Below are 23,584 nucleotides of genomic sequence, written 5' to 3'. Positions count from 1 at the left end.
CACTGGATGGGTGCCGCATAAACTGGGTAAACTCCAAACCGCGCCCTCCCAAGGGCGCCCCTGGATCAGCAGACAGGGCATCACTGAGCTGGCTAACCTGAACCCACTTTCAGAGGAGCCGGCGACCATGCCTGCGACCCGTACCTGGTTAAAAACCCCCCTCGCCGTCTTCACGGCCAACGACCTCGATGCCCGTGGCGGTCTCGTCCTGCAGGACGGTGCGATCGTCGAACTGCTCGGCCTCGGCCAGCACCCCGACCATCCCTGTGATGTTGTCTTCGACGCCCGGGAGCATGTCATCCTGCCGGGGCTGATCAACACTCACCATCATTTTTATCAGACCCTCACCCGCGCCTGGGCCCCGGTGGTCAACCAGCCATTGTTCCCCTGGCTGAAAACCCTTTACCCGGTATGGGCGCGACTGACACCGGAAAAACTGGCCCTGGCAAGCAAAGTGGCGCTGGCCGAACTGCTGTTGTCGGGCTGCACCACGGCGGCTGACCATCATTATCTGTTTCCGCAAGGCCTGGAGGACGCAATCGACGTGCAGGTTGAAAGCGTCCGCGAGCTGGGCATGCGCGCAATGCTCACTCGCGGTTCCATGAGCCTGGGCGAAGCCGACGGTGGCTTGCCGCCGCAACAGACCGTCCAGCAGGGGCAGGTTATTCTCGACGACAGTCAGCGATTGATCGCCCGTTATCACCAACGAGGCGATGGCGCGCAGATCCAGATTGCCTTGGCGCCGTGCTCACCGTTTTCGGTGACACCCGAAATCATGAGCGCCAGCGCCGAGCTCGCGGAAAAACTCGACGTACGCCTGCACACGCACCTGGCCGAAACCCTCGACGAAGAAGATTTCTGCCTGCAACGCTTCGGCCTGCGCACCGTCGATTACCTGGACAGCGTCGGCTGGCTGGGCCCGCGTACCTGGCTGGCCCATGGCATTCATTTCAATCCGGACGAAATCGTCCGCCTGGGCGCCGCCGGCACCGGTATCTGTCATTGCCCCAGTTCGAACATGCGCCTGGCCTCGGGCATTTGCCCGACACTCGACCTCACGGCTGCCGGCGCGCCACTGGGCCTGGGCGTTGACGGCTCAGCGTCCAACGATGCCTCGAACATGATCCTCGAAGCCCGCCAAGCGCTGTACATTCAACGCCTGCGCTATGGCGCGCAAGCGATCACGCCGGAACGGGTGCTGGGCTGGGCGACCCGCGGTTCGGCGCAATTGCTGGGGCGCAACGATATCGGCGAACTGGCGGTGGGCAAACAGGCCGACCTGGCGCTGTTCAAGCTCGATGAGCTGCGCTTCTCCGGCAGCCACGACCCGATCTCGGCACTACTGCTATGTGGCGCTGATCGAGCGGATCGGGTGATGGTCGCCGGCGAGTGGCGGGTGATCGACGGACAGGTCGAGGGCCTTGACCTGAAAGGGTTGATTGCCGATCACAGCCAAGCGGCTCGGGAGTTGATCGCAGCATCCTGATCAAACCGAAAACGAATGTGGGAGCGAGCCCGCTCCCACAGGGGCTATGACAAGTCAAAGCCCCAGCAACGACAACATCACAAACGTCGCAAACAACACAAAATGGGTCATGCCCTCGATGGCGTTGGTTTCGCCATCGTTGAGGTTGATGGCGCTGACGATCAAGGTGATGAAGATCATCACCGTCTGCACCGGCGTCATCGCCATCTGGAAAGGCTGGCCGGTGTAGAGCGCCATTGCTTCCATCACCGGCACGGTGAGGATCACGGTGGACAGCGACGCCCCCAACGCGATGTTGACCACCGACTGCATGCGATTGGCCAGGGCTGCACGCAGGGCCGTGAGGATTTCCGGCGCTGCGGAGATGGCCGCCACCAGGATAGCCGTGACCACCGGCGGCGCGCCGGAGCCTTCCAGTCCCAGGTCGATGGCCTTGGACATGACCTCGGCCAGCGCACCGATCACCACCACGCCAAACACCAATGCGCCGACGGAGAATGCCAGGCTGATGGGTTTCGGCTCGGTTTCCACCGGCTCTTTTTTTCGACGCTTCTCCGGGTAGCTGTAGCTGAAGAAATAACTGTGGGGCCCCACCTGCATCCGCAGGAACAAGGCATACAAGACCATCATCGCGCCGATTGTGAACGCCGAATAATGCTTCCAGTTCTCTTGGGGAATGAATTCCGGCACCACCATCGACACGCCCATCGCGGTGAGAATCATCACGCTGTAGGTGCGCGCCGAATCGTCGTTATAGACCTGCTCGCCATGCTTGAGCCCTCCCATCAGCGCCGCGAGCCCGAGGATACCGTTGATGTCGAGCATGACTGCCGAATAGATGGTGTCCCGTACCAGGGTGGGTGATGCCTCGTTACTCATCATGATCGCCAGGATCACGACTTCCACCAAAACCGCCGACAAGGTCAGGATCATGGTGCCGTAGGGATCACCGACTTTTTCCGCCAGGAGCTCCGCGTGATGGGCCACGCGCATGGAGGCAGAAACGATGAAACCGATGAGCACCAACCCACTTGCCAACGCTACGGCCCGCCCGTTGCCCAGCAGCCAATGTTCCAGCGGGTAGGCAACGAAGGCGGCTATCAGGGCCAACAACAACAGTTTTTCTTGCTTGATCAACGAGAACATCGCGGGCCTGGCAATGGACGGGTCATGAGCTACTAGACTGTGGCAGGCCGGGAACGTTTCGTGCGGATGCAGCACTACGGAGTGGATCACCCGGTCAGGTTTTACCCGACATCGGCGCCTACCCCCTGTAGAATGCCCGCCATTGATTCGCTGATGAGAAAAAGACATGTACGACTGGCTGAATGCCTTGCCCAAGGCCGAACTGCATCTTCACCTGGAAGGCTCGCTGGAGCCGGAGCTGCTGTTTGCCCTGGCCGAGCGCAACAAGATCGTCCTGCCTTGGAACGATGTGGACACCCTGCGCAAGGCCTATGCCTTCAACAACTTGCAGGAGTTCCTGGACCTGTATTACCAGGGCGCCGATGTGCTGCGCACGTCCCAGGATTTCTACGACCTGACCTGGGCCTACCTGCTGCGCTGCAAGGCGCAGAACGTGATCCACACCGAGCCGTTCTTCGATCCGCAGACCCACACCGATCGCGGCATTCCATTCGAAGTGGTGCTCAACGGCATTGCCGCCGCGCTCAAGGACGGCGAGCAGCAACTGGGCATCACCAGCGGCCTGATCCTGAGTTTCCTGCGCCATCTGAGCGAAGAACAGGCCGAGAAAACCCTCGACCAGGCGCTACCGTTCCGTGACGCGTTCGTGGCCGTCGGCCTGGACAGTTCGGAGATGGGTCATCCGCCGAGCAAGTTCCAGCGAGTGTTCGATCGCGCTCGTAACGAAGGTTTCCTGACCGTCGCCCACGCTGGCGAGGAAGGCCCGCCCGAATACATCTGGGAAGCGTTGGACCTGCTGAAGATCCAGCGCATCGACCACGGCGTGCGTGCTATCGAAGACGAGCGGTTGATGCAGCGGATCATCGATGAGCAGATTCCGCTGACGGTGTGCCCGCTTTCCAATACCAAGCTGTGCGTTTTCGGCGACATGTCGCAGCACAACATCCTGGACATGCTTGAACGCGGCGTGAAGGTCACGGTGAACTCCGATGACCCGGCGTACTTTGGCGGTTATGTCACCGAGAACTTCCATGCGCTGCACACTCACCTGGGCATGACCCAGGACCAGGCCCAGCGGCTGGCGCAGAACAGCCTGGATGCGCGGTTGGTAAAACCTTAAGCCCGGCGTCCATACCTTGTGGGAGCGAGCTTGCTCGCGATGGCGGTCTATCAGTCGACATCGATGTTGACTGGCCCGGAGCTATCGCGAGCAAGCTCGCTCCCACAGGGGTTTGTGTTCAATCAGATAGTGCGCCTTCGCTCAACTCCTCCAGCGTCTTGCCCCGCGTCTCCATTCCAAACAGCCAGACTACCCCCGCCGCCACGGCAAAGCACAGCGCACCCAGGGCAAACACACCGCCCTGCCCTGTGATGGGAAATACCAGCCCGGTCACCAAGGGCCCAAGCAGCGAACCGATGCGACCCACCGCCGAGGCAAATCCCGATCCCGTGGCCCGCGCCGAGGTCGGGTACAGCTCCGGCGTGTAGGTATAGAGCACCGCCCACATGCCGAACAGGAAAAACTGCATCAACAGTCCGGTGCTGATCAATAGGCTGACGTTGCCACCAAACACCGCGCTCTGGCCATACAGGAAAGCCATCACCCCGCCGCCCAACAGCGTGATGATGCACACCGGCTTGCGTCCCCAGCGCTCAACCAGCCACGCCGCCATCAGGAAGCCGGGGATCCCGCCCAGGGAAATCACCACGGTGTAGTAGACCGACTGCGTCACCGCGAAGCCTGATTGCTGCAACAACGCGCTGAGCCAGGACGTCAGGCCATAGAACCCGAGCAGGGCAAAAAACCAGACGCTCCAGATCATCACGGTGCGCTGGCGGTACAACGGTGACCAAATCTGCGCCAACGCCGAGAAAAAATTGCCAGGGACAGTCGCCAGCCTCGGCAGGCGAATCGGCTCGGGCAAATCCCGCGTCCCCAACGAAGCCCGGACCTTGTCTTCGATCCGCTTGAGCACGGCATCCGCTTCATCGCCCCGACCGGCCTGTTCCAGCCAGCGCGGCGATTCCGGAATGAAGAAGCGGATCACCAGGACGAACACCGCCGGCACCGCCAATACCAGGAAGATGTCACGCCAGCCGATCACCGGCAGCAGGAAATACGACAGCACGCCCGCCGCCACAAAGCCCAGCGGCCAGAAGCCGTCCATCAAGGCGATATAGCGCCCGCGACGCTTCGCCGGGATAAGCTCGGAAAGCATCGACTGGGCGATCGGAAATTCCATGCCCATGCCTACGCCGAGCAGGATGCGAAACAACGTCAATGTCTCGATGTCCTGCGCAGTGGAACAGAGATAACTGGCCAGCCCCCACAGTACGATGCTCCATTGGAACACCGGCTTGCGTCCAAACCGATCGGCCAACATGCCCGACAGCGAGGCGCCCACCACCATGCCAAAGAAGCTGGAACTGGCCAGCAACCCCGCCTGGGCCGAACTCAGGCCGAACTCGGTTTTGATCGACCCCAGCAGGAACGTCATCATGGCGAGGTCCATGGAGTCGAAGAAAAACGCCAAGGCAATGATGATGAAGATGACCCGGTGATAGCCGCTGATAGGCAATCGCTCCAGTCGTTCCGCAGCGCTGTAAACGTGAGTGTCCATTTGCATTCCCCAATCCGAAAGAGCCCTGGACCGAGTGTGCGCGAACCTCGCCGACGGTTATTGCTGATTGCGACCTGCCAACAGTCCTAGAGCGCCATTTCCAGCGTGTCCTGCCTGGCGAACCGATGGATTTCCTGCTGGCCGAGCGTGGTCACCTGCAGGGCCCTTGAGTCATTTGGCAAGCTCAGCCAACCCGACTGCATGAACAATTGCAGCAACGCCGCCCCCAGCGCGCCTCCCAGGTGCGGTCGCCGCTCGCTCCAATCGGGACAGGGGCAAGCGATGCGAGCATTGCGATGTGCCAACGCCTGGATGAACAGGCCGTGCCCAGCCAATTGAGTGGCGCCCTTATGGGAGACGATCACACGCTGCTCAATCTGTTCGAGCCACCCGGCATCCAGCAATCGCTGATACAGATCAGCCGCCAGGGTCCCGCCCAAATGGTCATCGCAAAGCCTGGCGCGCATCAACGACGCCGGTGCCGTCGGCGCCTTGGTTGGCATGAGGCCGCGCTTGAAAACCTCTGGAATCTGCCGAGGCGTGCTGGCGAGGGTTGCGCTCGCCAACGCCTCGACTGCAGCGCCGATCTCGGGGGCCGCCAAGCGAAAAAACCGCTTGCGACCACGGATTTCGACTTTCAACAGGCCACCTGTGGACAACCGCCCCAGATGGGCATTGGCCGAAGAGGGCGAAAGCCCGGCCAGCAAAGCCAATTCATCGGCCTGTCGGGCCGTACCATCCATCAAGGCCCACATCATTGCGCTACGCTTTGGGTCGGCCAGCAGCGTGGCAATCTGGCTGATGCAAGGTGCATGTTCCATGTATTCACTCCCTGTTGAATCATCTGTCTACTGCTTTGGGGCATATTGACCCGTGAGAAGGTGCCGCCCAAAGCGGCTGACCGCCTGTAAGACCGGCATGCCCATCCGGACGTCGCTCGTGTCGGGGCAAATGGCAGTCGCCAAGCCATTTGCCTTCGTGCCCGTTTCAGCGTCGACACAGGCAGCCGCTAGTATAAGCGTGCGGATCACGCTTTCCTGTCCTCCAGAAAACCTTTGGAGGCGATTGTTCCTGAGGGAAAAATCTCTATTTGCACGCGACTAATGGTCATTATCAAAAAAACACTGAAAGAGCCTGTTGGTTTAGCCACTTTTACCCCGTCACCAAATAGCCAAACATGGTCGCCATCGTCCCACTCACGGAGCCGCTTCATGAAAGCCATTGCCTATTACCAATCATTGCCCATCAACGATCCACAATCGCTGCAAGACATCGAGTTGCCGGAGCCCGTCGCCGGGCCGAAGGACCTGTTGGTGGAGGTCAGGGCCATCTCAGTCAACCCCGTCGACACCAAGGTCCGCCAGAACGTGCAGCCCGAAGGCGGCGCCGCCAAAGTGCTGGGCTGGGACGTGGCCGGCGTGGTCAAGGCCGTGGGCAGCGAAGTCACGCTGTTCAAGGCTGGCGACAAGGTGTTCTACGCCGGTTCCATCGCCAGGGCTGGCGGCAACAGCGAATTGCATGTGGTGGATGAGCGTATCGTCGGCCACATGCCCAAGACCCTCGGTTTCGCCGAAGCCGCCGCACTGCCGCTGACAGCCATCACCGCTTGGGAACTGTTGTTCGACCGATTGCAGATAAAAGAAGGCCAGGCCGACCTGGGCCAGACCCTGCTCATCGTCGGCGCCGCCGGCGGCGTGGGTTCGATCCTGACGCAACTGGCCAGCCAGCTGACTGGCCTCAAGGTCATCGGCACCGCTTCCCGACCGCAGACAGTGGATTGGGTACGTGGCCTGGGTGCCGACCTGGTGGTCGATCACAGCCAGCCGCTGAGCGAAGTACTCAAGAAGGCCGGCCAGGCCCAAGTGACCCACGTGGCCAGCCTGACCCAGACCGACCAGCATCTGGACCAGTTGGTCGAAGCCTTGGCACCCCAAGGCAAGCTGGCCCTGATCGATGATCCGAAATCCCTGGACGTGACCAAGCTCAAGCGCAAGAGCCTGTCGTTGCACTGGGAGTTCATGTACACCCGCTCTCTATTCGAGACAGCCGACATGCTTGAACAGCACAAGCTGCTCAATCGTGTGGCCGGACTGATTGACGCAGGCACGTTGAAAACGACGGTCGGCGAACACTTCGGCGTCATCAATGCCGAGAACCTGCGTCGGGCCCACGCATTGCTTGAAAGTGGGAAGGCCAAGGGTAAGATCGTGCTTGAAGGTTTCTAACCGTTCCAGGGCCGTCGCCCCTCAGAAAATCCGGTGGCGGGGGAGCTCGCTCCCTCGCCACCGAAGCCTGCACCGTCAGTCCGACAATTGACCGTTGTCACAACTGCGCCCGTATTCCGGTCTACACTCGAGGCCTTTGCAACGCAGTCTTCTACACGAGGAGGTCAGCAATGGAGATCCTGATAAAAGAAGTGGCAAAATCCCAATGGCAAGTGCGCCTTGACCAGCATGTCGTGACCTTTCGCACCGAGGCCGAAGCCCAGGCTTTCGCCAATACCCTGCAAGCGCGCATCCGAGCGCCCCATCACTTTCCCGAACACCAGCAGCGCGCTGCCGGCTGACTCAATTTCGCTGACCCGCCTGGGCAAGCGCCAAGGCGTTTTGCAGACGGCGAGTCAGCATTGCCGCACCGACCACGAACAAGCCACAAAGACTGATGACAATCGCCATCGGCACCGCCGTGCCGTCATGTAGCGCGGCCACCAACGCGGCGGCACCCGCAGCGACGGAAAACTGCAGGCATCCCAACATGGCCGAGGCACTCCCCGCCCGGGCGCCCTGCCCGTTCATGGCGCAAGCCGACGCATTGGGGAGGATGCAGCCCAGGCTGGCGATGCAGATGAACAGCGGGATCAGCAGCGGCCACAGCCGCTCCGGCTGGAGGGCGCTCACGGCCAACAGGCTCAGCCCGGCAATCCAGTAGACCCAGACCGCGCGGGCCAGCAAGAAGGCCGGGCCGCGCTTGGACAACAATCGCGCATTGACCTGCGCCACCAGGATGAAACCTGCCGCGTTGGTTCCGAACAGCCAGCCGAAGTGCTCGGCCGGCACGCCGTAGAGCTTGATAAATACAAACGGCGAACCGGCGATGTAGGCAAACATCCCGGCGATCGCGATGCCCCCGGTCAGGGCGTGGCCAAGGTAAACGGAGTCTTTCAGAAGACGACCGTATTGGCGCAGTGCGCCGGACAGCGGTTGGCGGGGCACATGGTCGGGCAGGCTTTCCGGCAACCACAAGGCGACCGCGGTTGCCGCGAGTGCACTGAACAGCGTCAGGCCAATGAAAATCGATTGCCAACCATAGAGGTTCACCAGCAAGCCGCCGAGCATCGGCGCAAGGATCGGCGCCAGGCCCATCACCAGCATCAACTGCGAAAACACCTTGGCCGAGCCCACCGCGTCGCATTTGTCACTGACCACTGCCCGGGAAATCACCATCCCCGCGCACCCGCCCAACGCCTGCACGAAGCGCGCACCGATTAGCCATTCGAGGCTTGGCGCATAGGCGCAGGCCAGCGATGCCACAGTGAACAAAGCGACCCCCGTCAGCAGCGGAACACGTCGTCCGAAGCGATCCGCGACCGGCCCGTAGGCCAATTGGCCGAGAGACAGCCCGAGGAAATAGGCCGCCAGGGTCAGTTGGATATGTTTTTCATCGGTGCCGAAAGCGATTGCCATCGCCGGAAACGCCGGCAGATAGAAATCGATCGCCAAGGGACCGAAAGCGCTCAAGGCGCCAAGAATCAGAATGGTACGGAGGTTCATCAGGCGTCCAGCTCAGCGTCAGTCGGCAGCCCGACAGTCTAGCCGGGCTGGACGCCGTTGAACATTCCGATAGGTCGCTAACGATTAAAAATGTTCAGGCTGGGCTGGCTTCGTAGCCCTCTTCCCTGATCGCCTCGATCACCGTCTCCACCGGCAAGGTACTCTGGACCTGGACGGTCCCGGCGCCCAGGTTCACTTGCACATGCGCCGCTGGGTCCTTGGCCTGCACAGCCTGGGTAACGGCCTTTACGCAATGACCACAGGACATCCCTTGAACGTTGAAAGTTTGCATGAAATGACTCCTTGGGAATGAGGTTGCCCGCAGTTTCAAGCTTGCCATCATGGCAAGGTCAAGTTTTCGAAAAAACTGCCGGGCTGGCAATCGGCGTCGTGCTCGGCCAAGCTGCACCTATCAGGATTTCATACCGGAGGTTCAGCCATGCGCTGGTCAGCGTTCAGCCTGTTTTGCGTGCTCGGTCTTTCAGCAGTGGCCCCCCAGGCATCGGCTGCCGGTGAAGACTATGGCGTGTTGATCATTTCCCGGGAGCGCCTGGAGGTGCCGACCAGTTGCGAAATCGGCGTCTACATCCAGGACCAGCTCTCAGGCAGGCTATTCCAGGAACAAAGCACCTCGTTCAACCTGCCACCCGGTCGGTTTTCCTTGCGCCTGAAACTGCTGCCAGGCCAGGCCGCAGGTTGCGCCCCGGGCATGCTCGCTCCAGGGTCGCAGGACATCACCCTCAAGGCCGGCGATATTTTGAAATACCGCATCGCGGCGAATGAGCAAGGCATGTACCTCAAGCAGGCCGATCTCGGTTACTGACGTTACGGTTGCTCGCTCCCACCGAGCAATATGCAAGTTACATTGGCGCTTGACCTTGCCAGCATGGCAAGGTTGATCCTGTGGTCATCCACTACAGGGAGCCTGCACATGTCCGAATCCACCACTTTCGATTTGCCGATCTCCGGCATGACCTGCGCCAGCTGTGCCGGTCGGGTAGAGCGAGCCCTGAGCAAGGTCCCGGGCGCAAGTGCCGTCAGCGTCAACCTGGCGACGGAACAGGCGCGGGTCCAGGCGCCGGAAGGCAGCCTGCCGGCCTTGATGGAGGCGGTCGAGCAAGCAGGCTATAGCGTTCCCGCGCAAACCCTGGAATTGAACATCGAGGGCATGACCTGCGCCTCCTGCGTCGGTCGGGTCGAGCGAGCGTTGAGTAAAGTCCCAGGCGTGAATCGCGCCAGCGTCAACCTGGCCAATGAACGGGCTCATGTCGAGTTGCTCGGCCAGGTCGCTCCGCAAATGCTCATCGACGCCGTCAAGCGTGCCGGCTACGACGCGAGCGTCAGGCAGGCCGAGCAACCTCGACAAACCCAAGACGAGCGCCTGAACCGAGAGCGCCTGGCACTGATCCTGGCGATTTTGCTGTCGCTGCCCTTGGTATTGCCGATGGTGTTGCAGCCGCTTGGGGTGCACTGGATGCTGCCGGCCTGGGTGCAGTTCGCGTTGGCGACGCCTGTGCAATTTCTCTTCGGTGCGCGTTTTTACATTGCGGCTTTTAAAGCTGTCCGCGCCGGGGCCGGGAATATGGACCTGCTCGTCGCCCTGGGAACCAGTGCCGGTTATGGCCTGAGCCTTTATCAATGGGCGATTGCCCAGCCAGGCAGCATGCCGCATCTCTACTTCGAAGCCTCGGCCGTGGTGATCGCCCTGGTATTGCTCGGCAAATACCTGGAAAGCCGTGCCAAGCGACAAACCGCCAGCGCCATCCGCGCCCTCGAAGCCTTGCGACCGGAGCGGGCAATCCAAGTGGTTGACGGCGAGGAACGGGACGTTGCCATCAGCGCGCTGCGCGTGAATGACTGGGTGCTGGTCAAGCCCGGCGAGCGATTCCCGGTGGACGGTGAAGTGATCGAAGGCCAAAGCCATGCCGACGAGGCGCTGATCAGCGGCGAGAGCCTGCCCGTGCCCAAGCAACCCGGCGACAAGGTCACGGGCGGGGCGATCAATGGCGAGGGTCGTTTGCTGGTGCGCACCCAGGCCCTCGGTGCCGAGACGGTCCTGGCGCGCATCATTCGCCTGGTGGAAGACGCCCAGGCGGCTAAGGCGCCCATTCAAAAATTGGTGGACAAAGTCAGCCGGATTTTCGTACCGGTTGTATTGCTCCTGGCCCTCGCCACGCTGATTGGCTGGTGGCTCTATGGCGCACCATTGGAAACGGCGCTGATCAACGCCGTTGCCGTGCTGGTGATCGCCTGCCCGTGCGCCCTGGGGCTGGCGACACCGACGGCGATCATGGCCGGCACCGGCGTGGCCGCACGTCACGGCATTCTGATCAAGGATGCCGAGGCGCTGGAGCGTGCCCATGAAGTCGATACGGTGGTGTTCGACAAGACCGGAACCCTGACCTCCGGCACGCCGCGCATTGCTCACTTGGCCGCGCTCGATGGCGACGAAAATGCGCTGCTGAGAATGGCCGGAGCCCTGCAACGGGGCAGCGAGCACCCGCTCGCCAAAGCGGCGCTGGACGCCTGCACCGAGCGCGACCTCGACGTAGCGGATATCAGCGACAGCCAGTCCCTCACCGGGCGCGGCATCGCCGGCAACCTCGACGGACGCCGCCTCGCGCTGGGCAATCGGCGTTTGCTGGAAGAGCTCGGGCTAGGCCCCGACTCGCTGGCCGAATCGGCGCAGGCCTGGGAGATGGAAGGCCGGACGTTATCCTGGCTGATCGAACAAGGCTCGACACCTCGGGTCCTGGGCCTGTTTGCCTTCGGCGATACACTCAAGCCGGGTGCCCTGGCGGCGGTGGACGCCTTGAATCACCGCCGTATCGCCAGTCATCTGCTCACCGGCGATAACCGAGGCAGCGCCCGGGTTGTGGCCCACGCGTTGGGTATCACCAACGTCCACGCCGAAGTATTGCCGGCCGACAAGTCCGCCATAATCGAGCAATTGAAAGGTCATTCGGTGGTGGCAATGGTCGGCGACGGTATCAACGACGCTCCAGCCCTGGCCGCCGCCGACATCGGCATTGCCATGGGCGGCGGCACCGATGTGGCGATGCACGCCGCCGGTATCACGTTGATGCGCGGCGACCCGCGCCTGGTGCCGGCAGCGCTGGACATCAGCCGCAAGACTTACGCCAAGATCCGCCAGAATCTGTTCTGGGCCTTCGTTTATAACCTGATCGGCATCCCCCTCGCCGCGTTCGGCTTACTCAACCCGGTGCTGGCCGGCGCGGCCATGGCGCTGTCGAGCGTCAGCGTGGTCAGCAATGCATTACTGTTGAAATTCTGGAAGCCAGCAGACCTGGAGGACAAGCGATGAACATCGGCCAAGCGGCCCGCCAGAGCGGCCTTAGCGCGAAGATGATCCGGTATTACGAATCCATCGGTTTGCTCAAGGCCGCCCATCGTACGGACAGCGGCTACCGGATCTACGGCACCGATGAGCTGCACACGCTGGCGTTCATCAAGCGCTCCCGGGACCTGGGGTTTTCCTTGGAGGAGGTCGGCAAACTGTTGACGCTGTGGCAGGATCGTCAACGCGCCAGCGCCGATGTGAAGACTCTGGCCAAGCAACACATCGATGAACTGAACCAGAAGATCCGCGAACTGGCCGAGCTGCGCGATACCCTCCAGGACCTGGTGGAACACTGCCAGGGCGACCACCGTCCCGACTGTCCGATCCTCAAGGAGTTGGAATCGGGGTGCTGCAAGAGTTGATGCCCCTGTAGGGACGCCGATAAAAAACCCGGCCTGGGCCGGGTTTCTGGGTCAACCGATCATTGCATCCAAGGCGGAGGCGGCTCCTCGGTCTTGCCTGGCGGCGCATCGTCGGCGGCGCGAACCGCCTGGCGACGCTCTTCGTCCAGCCGCGCGGCCTCGATCTCGCGCATGATCCCGCCAACATCCGCCAGCTCTTCTGGCTCGTCGAACTCACCGGTCAACACGCTGCCCGGGTGCAACGTGCCGGCTTCATAGAGCGCCCACATTTCCTTGGCGTACCGGGTGCGTTTGAGCTCAGGGGCGAAACGGCCAAAGTAGGACGCCATGTTGCCGACATCCCGCTCCAACATACTGAAGGCATGGTTGTTGCCAGCGGCGTCCACCGCTTGCGGCAAATCGATGATGACCGGGCCTGTCGGCGTGAGCAGCACGTTGAACTCCGACAGGTCACCGTGCACCAGGCCGGTACACAGCATCAGTACGATCTGGGAAATCAGATAGGCGTGATATTCACGGGCCTGATCCGGCTCCAGCACGACGTCGTTCAGGCGCGGTGCTGCATCGCCATATTCGTCGGCCACCAGCTCCATCAGCAGCACGCCCTCAAGGAAGTCGTACGGCTTGGGCACTCGCACACCGGCGCTGGCCAAGCGGAACAGCGCGGCCACCTCGGCATTCTGCCAGGCGTCTTCCGTTTCCTTGCGTCCGAACTTCGAACCTTTCGCCATGGCGCGAGCCTGACGGCTGTTACGAACCTTGCGACCTTCCTGGTATTCGGCCGCCTGGCGAAAACTTCGCTTGTTCGCCTCCTTGTAGACCTTGGCGCAACGCAGCTCATTGCCGCAGCGCACCACATAGACAGCTGCTTCTTTACCACTCATGAGTGGGCGCAGCACCTCGTCGACCAGACCGTCTTCGATCAGGGGTTCAATGCGTTTTGGAGTCTTCATCAGCTTTTATTCTGGGTCCTTTATTACCAAACACGCGAATGACAGGTCGTTATACGGCAATCCTCTCGTCACGGGGAGGGGTTCCGACCTATGAACCCTGGATGCACACACTGTGCCGGATCAAATCAACCACGCCAAATCATAGCCGCCCCCCGTCCTGATGCGGATCATTGGATAAGCGTGTAATTGCGACAAAAACTGACAATGACTCAATGCTTGAACAATTCGCCCGGGGTGAAACCGAACAATACCTTGAATGCGGCGATGAAAGCGGACGTCGACTCATAGCCACAAGAAAGCGCCGCGCCGGTCACGCTGTCGCCCCTCTCCAGCGACCCCAAGGAGGACAGCAGCCGCATGCGCTGGCGCCACGCACGAAAGCTCAGGCCGGTTTCGCGCAGGAACAATCGCATCAAGGTTTTTTCCGACATGCCCAAGCGCTCGGCCCAGGCTTGCAAGGTCACGTTGCCCTCGGGCTTTACGATCAGCTCGTTGCAAAGCTCCAGCAAGCGTGCATGTCGCGGCAGCGGAAGGGAAAATCCCACCTCGGGCAACGCGGCCAGTTGATCCAGCAACACCTGCACCAGGCGCGCCTCCTGGGTATCGCCTTGTGGATAGGTGACGGGAAACTGACAGAAGACCTTGATCAGCTCTCGCGCCAACGGTGTGACCTCCAAGACCCGGCAGCGCTCGTCCGCCCACAAGCAAGCCTGGCGATGCACATAAAGGCTGCGCATTTCCGCCTGGGTGGACGTCACCACTTGATGCTCGAGGTCAGCCGGAATCCAAATGCCCCGTTGCGGCGGCGCAAAGAAACTGCCCTCGGCGGTATGCACGCCGAGCACGCCGCTGATGGCATAGGAAAATTGCACCCAGTCGTGTCGATGAGCCTGGGTCCACGAACCCGCGCCCAAGCTTTCGACCCGTGCATAAAGTGGCCGGGGCAGCTCCGTCAGGTCAGGAATGCGCCGTTCAAGCTGTTGATGTCCGTTTGTCGGCATTGATTGGCCTTATGTCGCAAGACGACTGTTTAGAGCGACGTTAGGCTAAGTCGACTTCTCATACAACTTGCGGTGCCCTATGCACATCTTCAGACACCTCAAACGCCTGGTGACCGACTGGTTCCTGGGCGGCATGTTGCTTGCCACCCTGCTGGCGTACTTCTTTCCCCGCTTCGGTGCCACGGGCGGCGCGATGCATGCCGAGTGGGTGGTCAATATCGGTATCTTCGTGGTGTTTTTCCTCCACGGAATCAACCTTTCCGGCGAGCAGATCCGCCACGGCTTGAAGAACGTCCGGCTGCATGTGATGGTGCAGGGTTTTACCTTCGTCGTGTTTCCATTGATCTGGCTGGCCAGTGACTGGCTGTTGGGCAGCCATGTCCCGCCGCTGTTGATGCTGGGCTTTTTCTACCTGTGCGCCCTGCCCTCGACCATTTCTTCATCGGTGGCCCTGACAGGCAGCGCGGGTGGTAACGTGCCGGCGGCAATTCTCAACGCGAGCCTGTCCAGTGTATTGGGGATTTTCCTGACACCATTGCTGGTCAGCTTCGCGGTCGGCAGCGGTGCCGGTGGCATCGATCTGGGCTCGACCCTTCTCGATCTGTGCGTGATGTTGCTGCTGCCCTTGGTGCTTGGGCAGTTGCTGCGGCGTTGGCTGGGTGCTTTTTTCGCCCGATACAAGCGTTACACCAGCATCATCGACAAACTGGTCATCCTGCTGCTGGTCTACGCGGCGTTCTGCAACTCGATGGTTTCCGGGATCTGGCGCGAACAAGGCAATGGCGTGTTGCTCAGCGCCGTGCTCGGCAGCACCGTGCTGTTGGCGATCATCCTGGGGATGACCACCCGCACCGCTCGCGCCCTGCGGTTCAGTAGTCCCGATGAAATCGCCGCGGTGTTCTGCGCGAGCAAGAAATCCCTGGCCGCCGGGGTGCCGATGGCAGCGTTGATCTTCGGCAACAACCCCGGCCTGGGACTGATCCTGCTGCCGATCATGATCTACCACCCCTTGCAACTGATCGTCTGTTCGATCCTCGCCGAACGCTACGCCAGCCGCCAGCGGGCCCAGGCCGCGTCCAAGCGCGAGGCGATGGTCAGCGCTCGATGATGGCCGTCACACCTTGGCCCGCCGCAGCGCAGATGGAAATCAGCCCTCGCCCCTTCCCGGCCGCATCCAACAGTTTGGCCAGGTTGGCGACGATGCGCCCGCCAGTCGCGGCAAATGGATGTCCGGCGGCCAGTGAGCTGCCTTTCACGTTCAACCGGCTGCGGTCGAGAGCGCCCAGCGGCGTGTCGAGGCCCAGGCGGGACTTGCAGTAGTCCGGGTCTTCCCAGGCCTTCAACGTGCACAGCACTTGGGCGGCGAACGCCTCGTGGATTTCGTAGTAATCGAAATCCTGCAACGTCAGGCCGTTGCGTGCCAACAAGCGCGGCACGGCGTAGACCGGCGCCATCAGCAGGCCTTCGGCGCCATTGACGAAATCCACCGCCGCCGTTTCACCGTCACGCAGGTAAGCCAGGATCGGCAGCCCCCGGGCCTTGGCCCACTCTTCGCTGCCCAACAGTACGAGCGAGGCACCGTCGGTGAGCGGCGTGGAATTGCCTGCTGTCAGGGTGCCCTTGGCGCTTTTTTCAAAAGCGGGCTTGAGAGACGCGAGCTTTTCCAGGGTCAGGTCTGGGCGCAGGTTGTTGTCGCGGGTCAGGCCCAGGAACGGCGTCATCAAATCGTTGTGCCAGCCTTCGGCATAGGAAGCGGCCATTTTCTGATGACTTTCCAGCGCCAGGTGGTCTTGTTCGTCCCGGGGAATCTGCCAGGTCTGCGCCATCAACTCGCAATGCTCGCCCATGCTCAGGCCCGTGCGCGGTTCGTTGATGCGCGGCAGGTCAGGAACCAGGTGTCGGGGACGCAGTTGCAGGAAGGCTTTGAGCTTATCGGCGGTGGTCTTGGAGCGATTGGCTTGCAGCAGAATCCTGCGCAGCCCTTCGTTGACGCCGATGGGTGCGTCGGACGTAGTGTCCACGCCGCCGGCGATGGCGCTGTCGATCTGGCCCAGGGCGATCTTGTTCGCCACCAGCAGCACGGTCTCCAACCCGGTGCCGCACGCTTGCTGCACGTCATAGGCCGGGGTGCTGGGTGAAAGTCGCGAGCCGAGTACGCATTCGCGCGTCAGGTTCATGTCCCGGGAAAACTTGAGCACCGCCCCTGCGGCCATTTCCCCGATGTGCACACCGTGCAGGTTGTAGCGCTCGATCAAGCCTTCGAGCGCAGCCGTCAGCATCGCCTGGTTGCTGGCGGTGGCATAGGGCCCGTTGGAACGGGCGAATGGAATGCGGTTACCACCGATGATCGCGACGCGGCGTAGCTGTGCCATGAAGAACTCCCCTGTATGCGCGAATGTGCGAAATAAGCCTGCTGTAACGTTCCCCAGCCACAAGCTTAGGCTTTATCCGGGCGATCGAACGACCAATTGCCAAACATGGTCCACACTTGGAACCTCATCAGCCGGAGTGTGTTCCATGTCAGACCGTTACATAGACTTCGCCAATTCGCCCATTGGCCTGCGTCTGGTTGGCGCGCTGGGCTTGCCCTCGCCGGTGCGCCTGGAACGCTGGCAAGCCGGGCGGCTAAGGCCAATCGAAGGCGCGTTGCTGTTGGGCGGTGGCCCGTTGACCGAACAGGTCGGCACGTTCGCCAAGCGCCTGACCGACGCCATTTTCATCTACGGTGGCGAACCGACGCTGGCGACCGAATGGATCCCCGGTCACGGCCCGAAAATCAAGGCGGTGGTGTACGACGCCAGCCATCTGGTGCAGGTCGATCAGCTCAAGCAGTTGCGCGAATTTTTCCAGCCGCTCATGAAGAACCTCGACCACAGCGCCCATGTCGTGATCCTCGGCCGCGCCCCGGAAAGTCTCGACGATCCGTTTGCCGCCAGTGCGCAGCGGGCGCTGGAAGGCTTCAGCCGGTCCCTGGCCAAGGAACTGCGCCATGGCGGGACGCTGCAGTTGCTCTATGTCGGTGACGGCGCCGACGCGCAGTTGGAGGGCGCCCTGCGGTTTTTCCTGTCGCCCAAGAGTGCCTACGTTTCCGGACAGGTTATCCGTCTCAAGGCCTGCGAAACCCAGGTCCAGGATTGGACGCGACCGCTTACCGGGCTCAAGGCGCTGGTGACCGGCGCCGGCCGCGGCATCGGCGCGTCCATCGCCGAAACCCTCGCCCGTGACGGTGCCGATGTGATCCTGCTGGACGTCCCGCAGGCCAAGGCCGACTTGGACGCCCTGGCCGCGCGCCTGAGTGGGCGCAGCGTGACGCTGGACATCTGCGCCGAAGATGCCGCCGCGCAATTGATCGAACACCTGCCCGACGGCGTCGACATCGTGGTGCACAACGCCGGTATCACTCGGGACAAGACCCTTGCCAACATGACGCCCGAGTTCTGGGACGCGGTGCTGGCGGTCAACCTCAACGCACCGCAAGTGCTGACCAAGGCCCTGCTCGACAGCGGCACCCTGCGGGACAATGGCCGGATCGTATTGCTGGCCTCCATCAGCGGCATCGCCGGCAATCGCGGCCAGACCAACTACGCCGCGAGCAAGGCCGGGCTGATCGGCCTTGCCCAGGCTTGGGCGCCCAGCCTGCAAGCGCGGGGAATCAGCATCAACGCGGTGGCGCCGGGCTTTATCGAGACACGCATGACCGCCGACATCCCCTTCGCCCTGCGAGAAGCCGGGCGCCGCATGAGTTCGCTGGGCCAGGGCGGCTTGCCCCAGGATGTCGCCGAAGCCGTGGCGTGGCTTGCGCAACCAGGCACCGGCGCCGTGACCGGGCAGGCACTGCGCGTCTGCGGGCAAAGCTTGTTGGGGGCATGACCATGACGATCCAATGGGAGGAGATAAACACTGCGCCTTCGATGTCCGGGCTGTATGCCAAGGCCGCGACACGCCGCAGGATCACCGGCACGACCCTGCCTGACGTCGGGCTGCGCCAAGTGATCCAGGTCGATCAAAAGAACCTGGCGGCCTATCGCAAGGTGTGCGGTTTCAGCGAAAGCGGGCTGTTGCCGCCGACTTATCCGCACGTGCTGGCGTTCGCCTTGCAAATGCAATTGCTGACCGCTCGCGACTTTCCGTTCCCCTTGCTGGGCTTGATTCACCTGAGCAACCGCATCCGCGTGCTGCGGCCCATGGGCGGTGTCAGCCAGGTGCGGGCCAGCGTCAACGTCGAGAACCTCCAGCCCCATGCCAAGGGAGCGGTGTTCGATCTGGTGACCCGTATCGAAGATCAGTTGGGACCGTTGTGGGAAGCCGAGAGCCGGATGCTTTGCAAAGGTGTCCAGCTCGATGGTGCGCTGGTAGAGGACCCGCCGTCGTCGGCCCTCGATTTGATAGAGGTGACGCGCTGGACCGCACCTGCGGATATCGGCCGGCAGTACGCCAAGGTGTCCGGCGACTACAACCCGATCCACCTGAGCAGCGCCAGCGCCCGGTTGTTCGGTTTCCCCACTGCCATCGCCCATGGCTTGTGGAACAAGGCACGGACCCTGGCCGCGCTGGACGACCGTTTGCCCGAGGCCAACATCGAGATCGAAGTGGCCTTCAAGAAGCCGGTGCGCCTGCCCAGCGAGGTGACGTTGCTGGCAAGTGCGGCGGGTTCCAGTGGGCATCTGCGACTGGTGGGCGCTGGAGAGCTGGAGCATATGCTGGGAAGTTGGCAGCCGGTTGCCTGATCCCTGTGGGATCTATCAGCGGGGTGGGTAGTTGGACAGGATCCGCCCCACCGTCTCGCGCACCTTCGCACTGCGATCCATCGGGTTGGGTGAATCGCTGAGCAATTGCTCGTCGCTGCCACGCCAGACGAGCTTGCCGTCCTTGCCGTCGAGCAGGTCGATCTGCACGGTGGCGACCTTGTAGCTGAGGTTACGCGTCTCGTTGTACATCGGCCCACCCCAATAGCCATTCCATGGGCCACCCCAGCCGCCGCCATAGTTGGTCGTCACCTGTTGCTGGCGATCCTCGACGATCAGGTAGGCCTGGACTTGCACATCGCCCCCTGCACCGCTCGCAGCCGGGCGCAGGCCACGCTGATCGAGCTGATCGGCGACCGCCTGGCGGATTCGCTGCTCGGTCAGGTCGCTCTTGATGCGCGGGTCGTCCGGGCGATATTGCAGCGCCGGTTCCTTCCAGCTCCAACTGCGGTAGGCCGCGAAATCGCGGCTGGTGTCGAAGTCATGGTTGACCTGATTGGAAGCGCAGGCGCTGAGCAACAGGGCAAGGGCAAGCGGGACGAGACGGCGAAACATGGTTTTTCTCCGTTGCTTGAATCAACTGGGAGGATAGGCCGACAGGGCCTTTTCCACTGCATCACGAATGGCATCGGTGCGCTCGCTCTGATTGCCTCGCTGGCTGGTCTCGGCGCTGGCACTCCACACGGGCTGTCCACTGCGAGCGTCGAACAGATCCACCCGAACCACCACGACTTGCTCCTGATAGGTGCGCACAACGGGAACGGTGTTGTACATGCCATACCCCGGCCCATAGCGGTTGTAGCCGCCGTAGTAGCCCGCGTCGTAATCGTCCCGGACCTGGCGCAGCCGAGTCTCCAGGCGCAAGTCGGCGCTGACGAACAGATCGGCCGGGTGATTATCGTGCAGAGGACGCAGCCCGCGTTGATCCAGGGCAGCGCTCACCGCTTCGGCCACCTGGGCCGAATCCGCCCAGGCAGTGCCCGGGGGCAAGCGCCCATTGAGCCAGGCCCAGCTGCGATAACGTCCATAATCACGGGGCGGCGCCGGATAGGCGCTGCGATCAAACACGTTGGCGGCCTCGGGTGGTGCCGGCGGCAACGGATTGGATGTCGCGACATAAGGGTTGCTGCCCTGGCAAGCAGCCAAGCCGAGGCATACCACCAATAACCCTGAACGACCTTTCATTTCGCTCTCCAATTGCGCTCCGGATCAGAGCGGCCGGCAGACCCAGTGCAGGTAGCGTCCCAACCCGGCAAACGCCGGATGGCGACGGTGGGCCAGTTCCATTTCCAGCAGTTGCGCCAGCTCCACGCGTCCCTGGAACTCCACTGGCATGTAGTCATGGAAAACCCGTACGCCACTTTGGCTTTCGACCTGCCACAGGCTTTCAAGTTGCGCCGCCAAGTCCCGAGGATCAAGCGGCTGTTGCGGGGTCAGGCTCTGTTTCTCGCCAGCCATGTCGTTTTTGCGCAGCTTGCGAAAATGCCCTTTGAGCAAGTTGCGATAGACCAACGCGTCGCGGTTGTAGAACGCCAGCGACAACCAGCCGCCAGGCGCCGTCAAGTGATGCAGGACCGGCAGGATCGCTTGGGGCTCGGCCAGCCATTCGAGCACTGCGTGACACAACACCAGATCGTAAGGCTCGGTGAGCCGGCCGCGCAGATCCTGCCACGGTGCCTGGATGAACGTCGCGTCCTGCCCTGCCTCGGCAAACCGCTGGCGGGCGCCCGCGAGCATGGGCTCGGCCGGTTCAGCCAGGGTGACCTGGTGACCGCGCTCAGCCAGCCACAGCGACATGTGTCCCAGGCCCGCGCCAATATCCAGCACGCGCAACGGGCGGTCCGGCAGGGTTTCGATTAGATCGGCCTGGAGCACGGCCAGGCGAATCGCGCCTTTGGCCCCGCCGTAGATTTTTTCCGCGAACCGTGTGGCGAGCTGGTCGAAGTGGCGGTCACTCATGGGCGAACCGCCGTTCACTGTCGGCCAATTTGCTGCGCACCACGGCGTCCATGTCCAAGCCCAGCTCGCTGCACAGCAGCAACAGGTACAGCACGATGTCGCCAACCTCCTGCCCGGCGTGGGCCAGTTTATCTGCCGGCAACTGGCGCGACTGGTCCTCGGTCAGCCATTGGAAAATCTCGACCAGTTCGGCCATCTCGACGCTGGCGGCCATGGCGAGGTTCTTCGGGCTGTGGAATTGCCGCCAGTTGTTACGGTCACGGATGGCGTGCAGGCGTTCGGTCAGTTCAACAAGGTTCATCGGGCTCTCCTGAATGCGCATAGCTTCGGGGCGATGAGGAGGGAAGGCAAGCGTCTCGATACGAAGCGGCGAATTGCTCCATAATCGAACGATCGCAGCCGCCACAACTCCTACAATCAGGAGCCGACGGCTCGATTCCGATTCTCTCCATCAGGATGCAAACATGCAGGTAGAAAGCTTCTTCGAATGGCTCGGCCAAGCGCTCGGTTCGGTGATCCGTTTCATCGTCGACCTGCTCAGCGGACTGTTCAACACCCTGGCGAATGCCGGCGGCAATTTTGTCGATGGCCTGTCCCGAACGCTTGGCATGGACACTTCGATCATCAGCATCGTCGCGCTGATCCTCGGGCTGCTGTTGCTGTACTCGGCGATCCGTGCCTTCATGCGGGCGTCGATTGTCATGGGCATCATCTGGCTGGTGCTGGGGTTGTGGTTGCTGAGCTGGATCATTCACTGAAGACCAACAGGGCGACATCAGGAACGAACGCTGCGATAACGCTACAATCGCGCTCCATCCAGGAGCCACCATGTCCAACCTGATCGCCGACTGGCGCGACCGCCTGACCCATCGCCGGGTATGGGCGCTGGCCGCGCCGATGATTCTCTCGAATATATCCGTACCGCTGGTAGCACTGGTCGACAGCACCGTCATCGGCCATCTGCCCCACGCCCATCAACTGGGCGCCGTGGCGGTCGGGGCGAGTTTGTACACGGTGTTGGCCTGGGCAATGGGGTTCCTGCGGATGGGCTCGACCGGGTTCGCCGCCCAGGCAGCCGGGCGTAACGATGGCGCGGCGCTGCGACAGGTCTTGCTGCAAGGGCTATTGCTGGCGATAGGGTTGGCGGTGGTGCTTGGGGCGATTGGGGTTCCGTTGAGTGGCGTGGCGTTGCATTTCATGCAGCCATCGGCCGAGCTCGATCAACTGACCCGGGACTTTTTTCATACCCGATTGTTCGGCCTGCCTGCGGCGCTGGCCAGCTACGCGTTGGTGGGCTGGTTTCTCGGCGCCCAGAACGCGCGGGCGCCGTTGGCGATCCTGTTGGTCACCAACCTGGTGAACATTGCCCTTAACCTGTGGTTCGTGATCGGCTTGGATTGGGGCGTGGCGGGTTCGGCACGCGCCTCGGTCATCGCCGAGTGGACCGGTGCGCTGGTGGGCCTGGGCCTGGCCCGAAGCGCGCTGCGTGCCTGGCCAGGGCGGATCGCCTGGGCGGCCTTGGGCCTGTGGCAGAGCTGGCGACCGCTGCTGGCGGTAAACCGGGATATCTTCATCCGCAGCCTGGTGCTGCAATCGGTGTTTTTCCTGATCACCGTCCAAGGGACGCGCCTGGGGGACGCGACAGTGGCAGCCAATGCCCTGCTGCTCAACGGCCTGCTGCTCACCGCCCATGCGCTGGATGGCCTGGCCCACGCGGTCGAGGCATTGTGCGGCCACGCTATCGGCGCCCGCGATCGCCTGGCCCTGCGCCGCTCGCTGGTGGTCGCCTGCGGTTGGTCCTTGATCGCTAGCATTGGGTTCGCATGCCTGTTCCTGCTGACGGGGCATCTGTTCATCGACATGCAGACCGACATCGCCGAGGTGCGCGAAACTGCCTACCGCTACCTGCCTTACCTCGCGGCGCTGCCATTGATTGCGGTGTGGAGCTATCTGCTCGATGGCCTGTTCATCGGCGCCACCCGAGCCCGGGAAATGCGCAACGGCATGGTGCTGACACTGTTGCTGGTGTTGCCCCTTGCCTGGGTGCTGCAAGGATTGGGCAACCACGGATTGTGGATCACTTTCCTTTCTTTCATGACGCTGCGCTGCCTGACGCTCGGCACCGTCGCCTGGCGTTTGCACCGACGCGATGGTTGGCTCGACGCACGAGCCCGATGACC

Annotated in this window: 24 protein-coding genes; 12 read left to right on the top strand and 12 right to left on the bottom strand. The window is 62.1% G+C overall.

Annotated features, from left to right (window positions below):
* The first annotated feature begins 127 nt into the window (after nucleotides 1-127).
* Nucleotides 128-1,486: an 8-oxoguanine deaminase gene (locus J3P79_RS03570; RefSeq protein ID WP_434608222.1), complete on the top strand. Its 1,359-nt coding sequence runs from the start codon at nucleotides 128-130 to the stop codon at nucleotides 1,484-1,486.
* 54 nt (nucleotides 1,487-1,540) lie between these two features.
* Here the strand turns inward: J3P79_RS03570 and J3P79_RS03565 are convergent, their stop codons facing one another.
* Nucleotides 1,541-2,632 carry a calcium:proton antiporter gene (locus J3P79_RS03565; RefSeq protein WP_434608220.1) on the bottom strand — a complete coding sequence of 364 codons (1,092 nt, stop codon included), beginning with the start codon at nucleotides 2,630-2,632 and terminating at the stop codon, nucleotides 1,541-1,543.
* 166 nt (nucleotides 2,633-2,798) lie between these two features.
* Between J3P79_RS03565 and J3P79_RS03560 the strand changes: the two genes are divergently transcribed.
* Nucleotides 2,799-3,752 (top strand): adenosine deaminase, encoded by a 954-nt coding sequence (locus tag J3P79_RS03560; protein WP_434608218.1) that lies wholly within the window; start codon nucleotides 2,799-2,801, stop codon nucleotides 3,750-3,752.
* A 118-nt stretch (nucleotides 3,753-3,870) separates the two neighbouring features.
* On the opposite strand, the gene J3P79_RS03555 is transcribed toward J3P79_RS03560, so the two are convergent.
* Both J3P79_RS03555 and J3P79_RS03550 read right to left on the bottom strand, forming a co-directional pair.
* A complete protein-coding gene (locus tag J3P79_RS03555; protein WP_434608216.1) occupies nucleotides 3,871-5,253 on the bottom strand; it encodes an MFS transporter in 1,383 nt (460 codons plus the stop codon).
* Nucleotides 5,254-5,339: 86 nt separating this feature from the next.
* The gene (locus tag J3P79_RS03550) at nucleotides 5,340-6,074 is read right to left on the bottom strand and encodes an ArsR/SmtB family transcription factor (RefSeq protein WP_434608215.1); all 735 of its coding nucleotides are present in this window, start codon (nucleotides 6,072-6,074) and stop codon (nucleotides 5,340-5,342) included.
* 390 nt (nucleotides 6,075-6,464) lie between these two features.
* Here J3P79_RS03550 and J3P79_RS03545 point away from each other — a divergent pair, with 390 nt between their 5' ends.
* Both J3P79_RS03545 and J3P79_RS03540 read left to right on the top strand, forming a co-directional pair.
* The gene (locus J3P79_RS03545; RefSeq protein WP_434608214.1) at nucleotides 6,465-7,478 is read left to right on the top strand and encodes a zinc-binding alcohol dehydrogenase family protein; all 1,014 of its coding nucleotides are present in this window, start codon (nucleotides 6,465-6,467) and stop codon (nucleotides 7,476-7,478) included.
* 170 nt (nucleotides 7,479-7,648) lie between these two features.
* Nucleotides 7,649-7,819 (top strand): hypothetical protein, encoded by a 171-nt coding sequence (locus J3P79_RS03540; protein WP_434608213.1) that lies wholly within the window; start codon nucleotides 7,649-7,651, stop codon nucleotides 7,817-7,819.
* A gap of 1 nt (nucleotide 7,820) precedes the next feature.
* On the opposite strand, the gene J3P79_RS03535 is transcribed toward J3P79_RS03540, so the two are convergent.
* The gene (locus J3P79_RS03535) at nucleotides 7,821-9,023 is read right to left on the bottom strand and encodes a multidrug effflux MFS transporter (RefSeq protein WP_434608212.1); all 1,203 of its coding nucleotides are present in this window, start codon (nucleotides 9,021-9,023) and stop codon (nucleotides 7,821-7,823) included.
* A gap of 94 nt (nucleotides 9,024-9,117) precedes the next feature.
* Nucleotides 9,118-9,315, bottom strand: a complete 198-nt coding sequence (locus J3P79_RS03530; protein ID WP_434608210.1) for a heavy-metal-associated domain-containing protein — start codon at nucleotides 9,313-9,315, stop codon at nucleotides 9,118-9,120.
* Between the two features lie 147 nt (nucleotides 9,316-9,462).
* On the opposite strand from J3P79_RS03530, the gene J3P79_RS03525 reads away from it, so the two are divergent.
* The 3 genes from J3P79_RS03525 (at nucleotide 9,463) to cueR (ending at nucleotide 12,746) form a co-directional block, all read left to right on the top strand.
* Nucleotides 9,463-9,846, top strand: a complete 384-nt coding sequence (locus J3P79_RS03525) for a hypothetical protein (protein ID WP_434608209.1) — start codon at nucleotides 9,463-9,465, stop codon at nucleotides 9,844-9,846.
* 108 nt (nucleotides 9,847-9,954) lie between these two features.
* On the top strand, nucleotides 9,955-12,348 hold the full coding sequence (locus J3P79_RS03520) for a heavy metal translocating P-type ATPase (protein ID WP_434608208.1): 2,394 nt from the start codon (nucleotides 9,955-9,957) through the stop codon (nucleotides 12,346-12,348).
* Nucleotides 12,345-12,746: a Cu(I)-responsive transcriptional regulator gene (gene cueR, locus J3P79_RS03515; protein WP_434608206.1), complete on the top strand. Its 402-nt coding sequence runs from the start codon at nucleotides 12,345-12,347 to the stop codon at nucleotides 12,744-12,746. The genes J3P79_RS03520 and cueR overlap by 4 nt, the downstream gene beginning before the upstream one ends.
* Before the next feature lie 59 nt (nucleotides 12,747-12,805).
* Here cueR and J3P79_RS03510 read toward each other — a convergent pair whose 3' ends face one another.
* Nucleotides 12,806-13,699 carry a PA4780 family RIO1-like protein kinase gene (locus tag J3P79_RS03510; protein WP_249876276.1) on the bottom strand — a complete coding sequence of 298 codons (894 nt, stop codon included), beginning with the start codon at nucleotides 13,697-13,699 and terminating at the stop codon, nucleotides 12,806-12,808.
* A 209-nt stretch (nucleotides 13,700-13,908) separates the two neighbouring features.
* On the bottom strand, nucleotides 13,909-14,700 hold the full coding sequence (locus J3P79_RS03505; RefSeq protein WP_434608204.1) for a helix-turn-helix domain-containing protein: 792 nt from the start codon (nucleotides 14,698-14,700) through the stop codon (nucleotides 13,909-13,911).
* A gap of 79 nt (nucleotides 14,701-14,779) precedes the next feature.
* Here J3P79_RS03505 and J3P79_RS03500 point away from each other — a divergent pair, with 79 nt between their 5' ends.
* Nucleotides 14,780-15,808, top strand: coding sequence for a bile acid:sodium symporter family protein (locus J3P79_RS03500; protein ID WP_434608202.1), 1,029 nt, complete (start codon nucleotides 14,780-14,782; stop codon nucleotides 15,806-15,808).
* Here J3P79_RS03500 and J3P79_RS03495 read toward each other — a convergent pair.
* Nucleotides 15,795-17,072, bottom strand: a complete 1,278-nt coding sequence (locus tag J3P79_RS03495) for an acetyl-CoA C-acetyltransferase (RefSeq protein ID WP_434608200.1) — start codon at nucleotides 17,070-17,072, stop codon at nucleotides 15,795-15,797. The genes J3P79_RS03500 and J3P79_RS03495 overlap by 14 nt on opposite strands.
* 145 nt (nucleotides 17,073-17,217) lie before the next feature.
* Between J3P79_RS03495 and J3P79_RS03490 the strand changes: the two genes are divergently transcribed.
* Together J3P79_RS03490 and J3P79_RS03485 are read left to right on the top strand one after the other, a co-directional pair.
* Nucleotides 17,218-18,570 carry a 3-oxoacyl-ACP reductase gene (locus J3P79_RS03490; RefSeq protein ID WP_434608198.1) on the top strand — a complete coding sequence of 451 codons (1,353 nt, stop codon included), beginning with the start codon at nucleotides 17,218-17,220 and terminating at the stop codon, nucleotides 18,568-18,570.
* Between the two features lie 2 nt (nucleotides 18,571-18,572).
* Nucleotides 18,573-19,427, top strand: coding sequence for a MaoC family dehydratase (locus tag J3P79_RS03485; RefSeq protein WP_434611336.1), 855 nt, complete (start codon nucleotides 18,573-18,575; stop codon nucleotides 19,425-19,427).
* Nucleotides 19,428-19,442: 15 nt separating this feature from the next.
* Here the strand turns inward: J3P79_RS03485 and J3P79_RS03480 are convergent, their stop codons facing one another.
* The 4 genes from J3P79_RS03480 to J3P79_RS03465 are packed head-to-tail and all read right to left on the bottom strand — an operon-like array spanning nucleotide 19,443 to nucleotide 21,705.
* Nucleotides 19,443-20,000, bottom strand: coding sequence for a DUF4136 domain-containing protein (locus J3P79_RS03480; protein WP_434608197.1), 558 nt, complete (start codon nucleotides 19,998-20,000; stop codon nucleotides 19,443-19,445).
* Nucleotides 20,001-20,021: 21 nt separating this feature from the next.
* Nucleotides 20,022-20,630, bottom strand: coding sequence for a DUF4136 domain-containing protein (locus J3P79_RS03475; RefSeq protein WP_434608196.1), 609 nt, complete (start codon nucleotides 20,628-20,630; stop codon nucleotides 20,022-20,024).
* Nucleotides 20,631-20,654: 24 nt separating this feature from the next.
* Nucleotides 20,655-21,404 (bottom strand): methyltransferase, encoded by a 750-nt coding sequence (locus tag J3P79_RS03470; protein ID WP_434608194.1) that lies wholly within the window; start codon nucleotides 21,402-21,404, stop codon nucleotides 20,655-20,657.
* Nucleotides 21,397-21,705 (bottom strand): MazG-like family protein, encoded by a 309-nt coding sequence (locus tag J3P79_RS03465; protein ID WP_039593538.1) that lies wholly within the window; start codon nucleotides 21,703-21,705, stop codon nucleotides 21,397-21,399. Before J3P79_RS03465 ends, J3P79_RS03470 begins: the two co-directional genes overlap by 8 nt.
* Nucleotides 21,706-21,868: 163 nt before the next feature.
* Between J3P79_RS03465 and J3P79_RS03460 the strand changes: the two genes are divergently transcribed.
* Nucleotides 21,869-22,162 carry a hypothetical protein gene (locus J3P79_RS03460; RefSeq protein ID WP_434608192.1) on the top strand — a complete coding sequence of 98 codons (294 nt, stop codon included), beginning with the start codon at nucleotides 21,869-21,871 and terminating at the stop codon, nucleotides 22,160-22,162.
* Between the two features lie 70 nt (nucleotides 22,163-22,232).
* Complete coding sequence (locus J3P79_RS03455) at nucleotides 22,233-23,582, top strand: MATE family efflux transporter (RefSeq protein ID WP_434608190.1); 1,350 nt, start codon at nucleotides 22,233-22,235, stop codon at nucleotides 23,580-23,582.
* Nucleotides 23,583-23,584 lie beyond the last annotated feature (2 nt).

The sequence above is a fragment of the Pseudomonas sp. R1-7 genome, assembly GCF_051132105.1.
Taxonomy (GTDB): Bacteria; Pseudomonadota; Gammaproteobacteria; order Pseudomonadales; family Pseudomonadaceae; genus Aquipseudomonas.
Note: the sequence above shows the minus strand (reverse complement) of the source record. Positions and strands in the feature narration are given on the sequence as shown.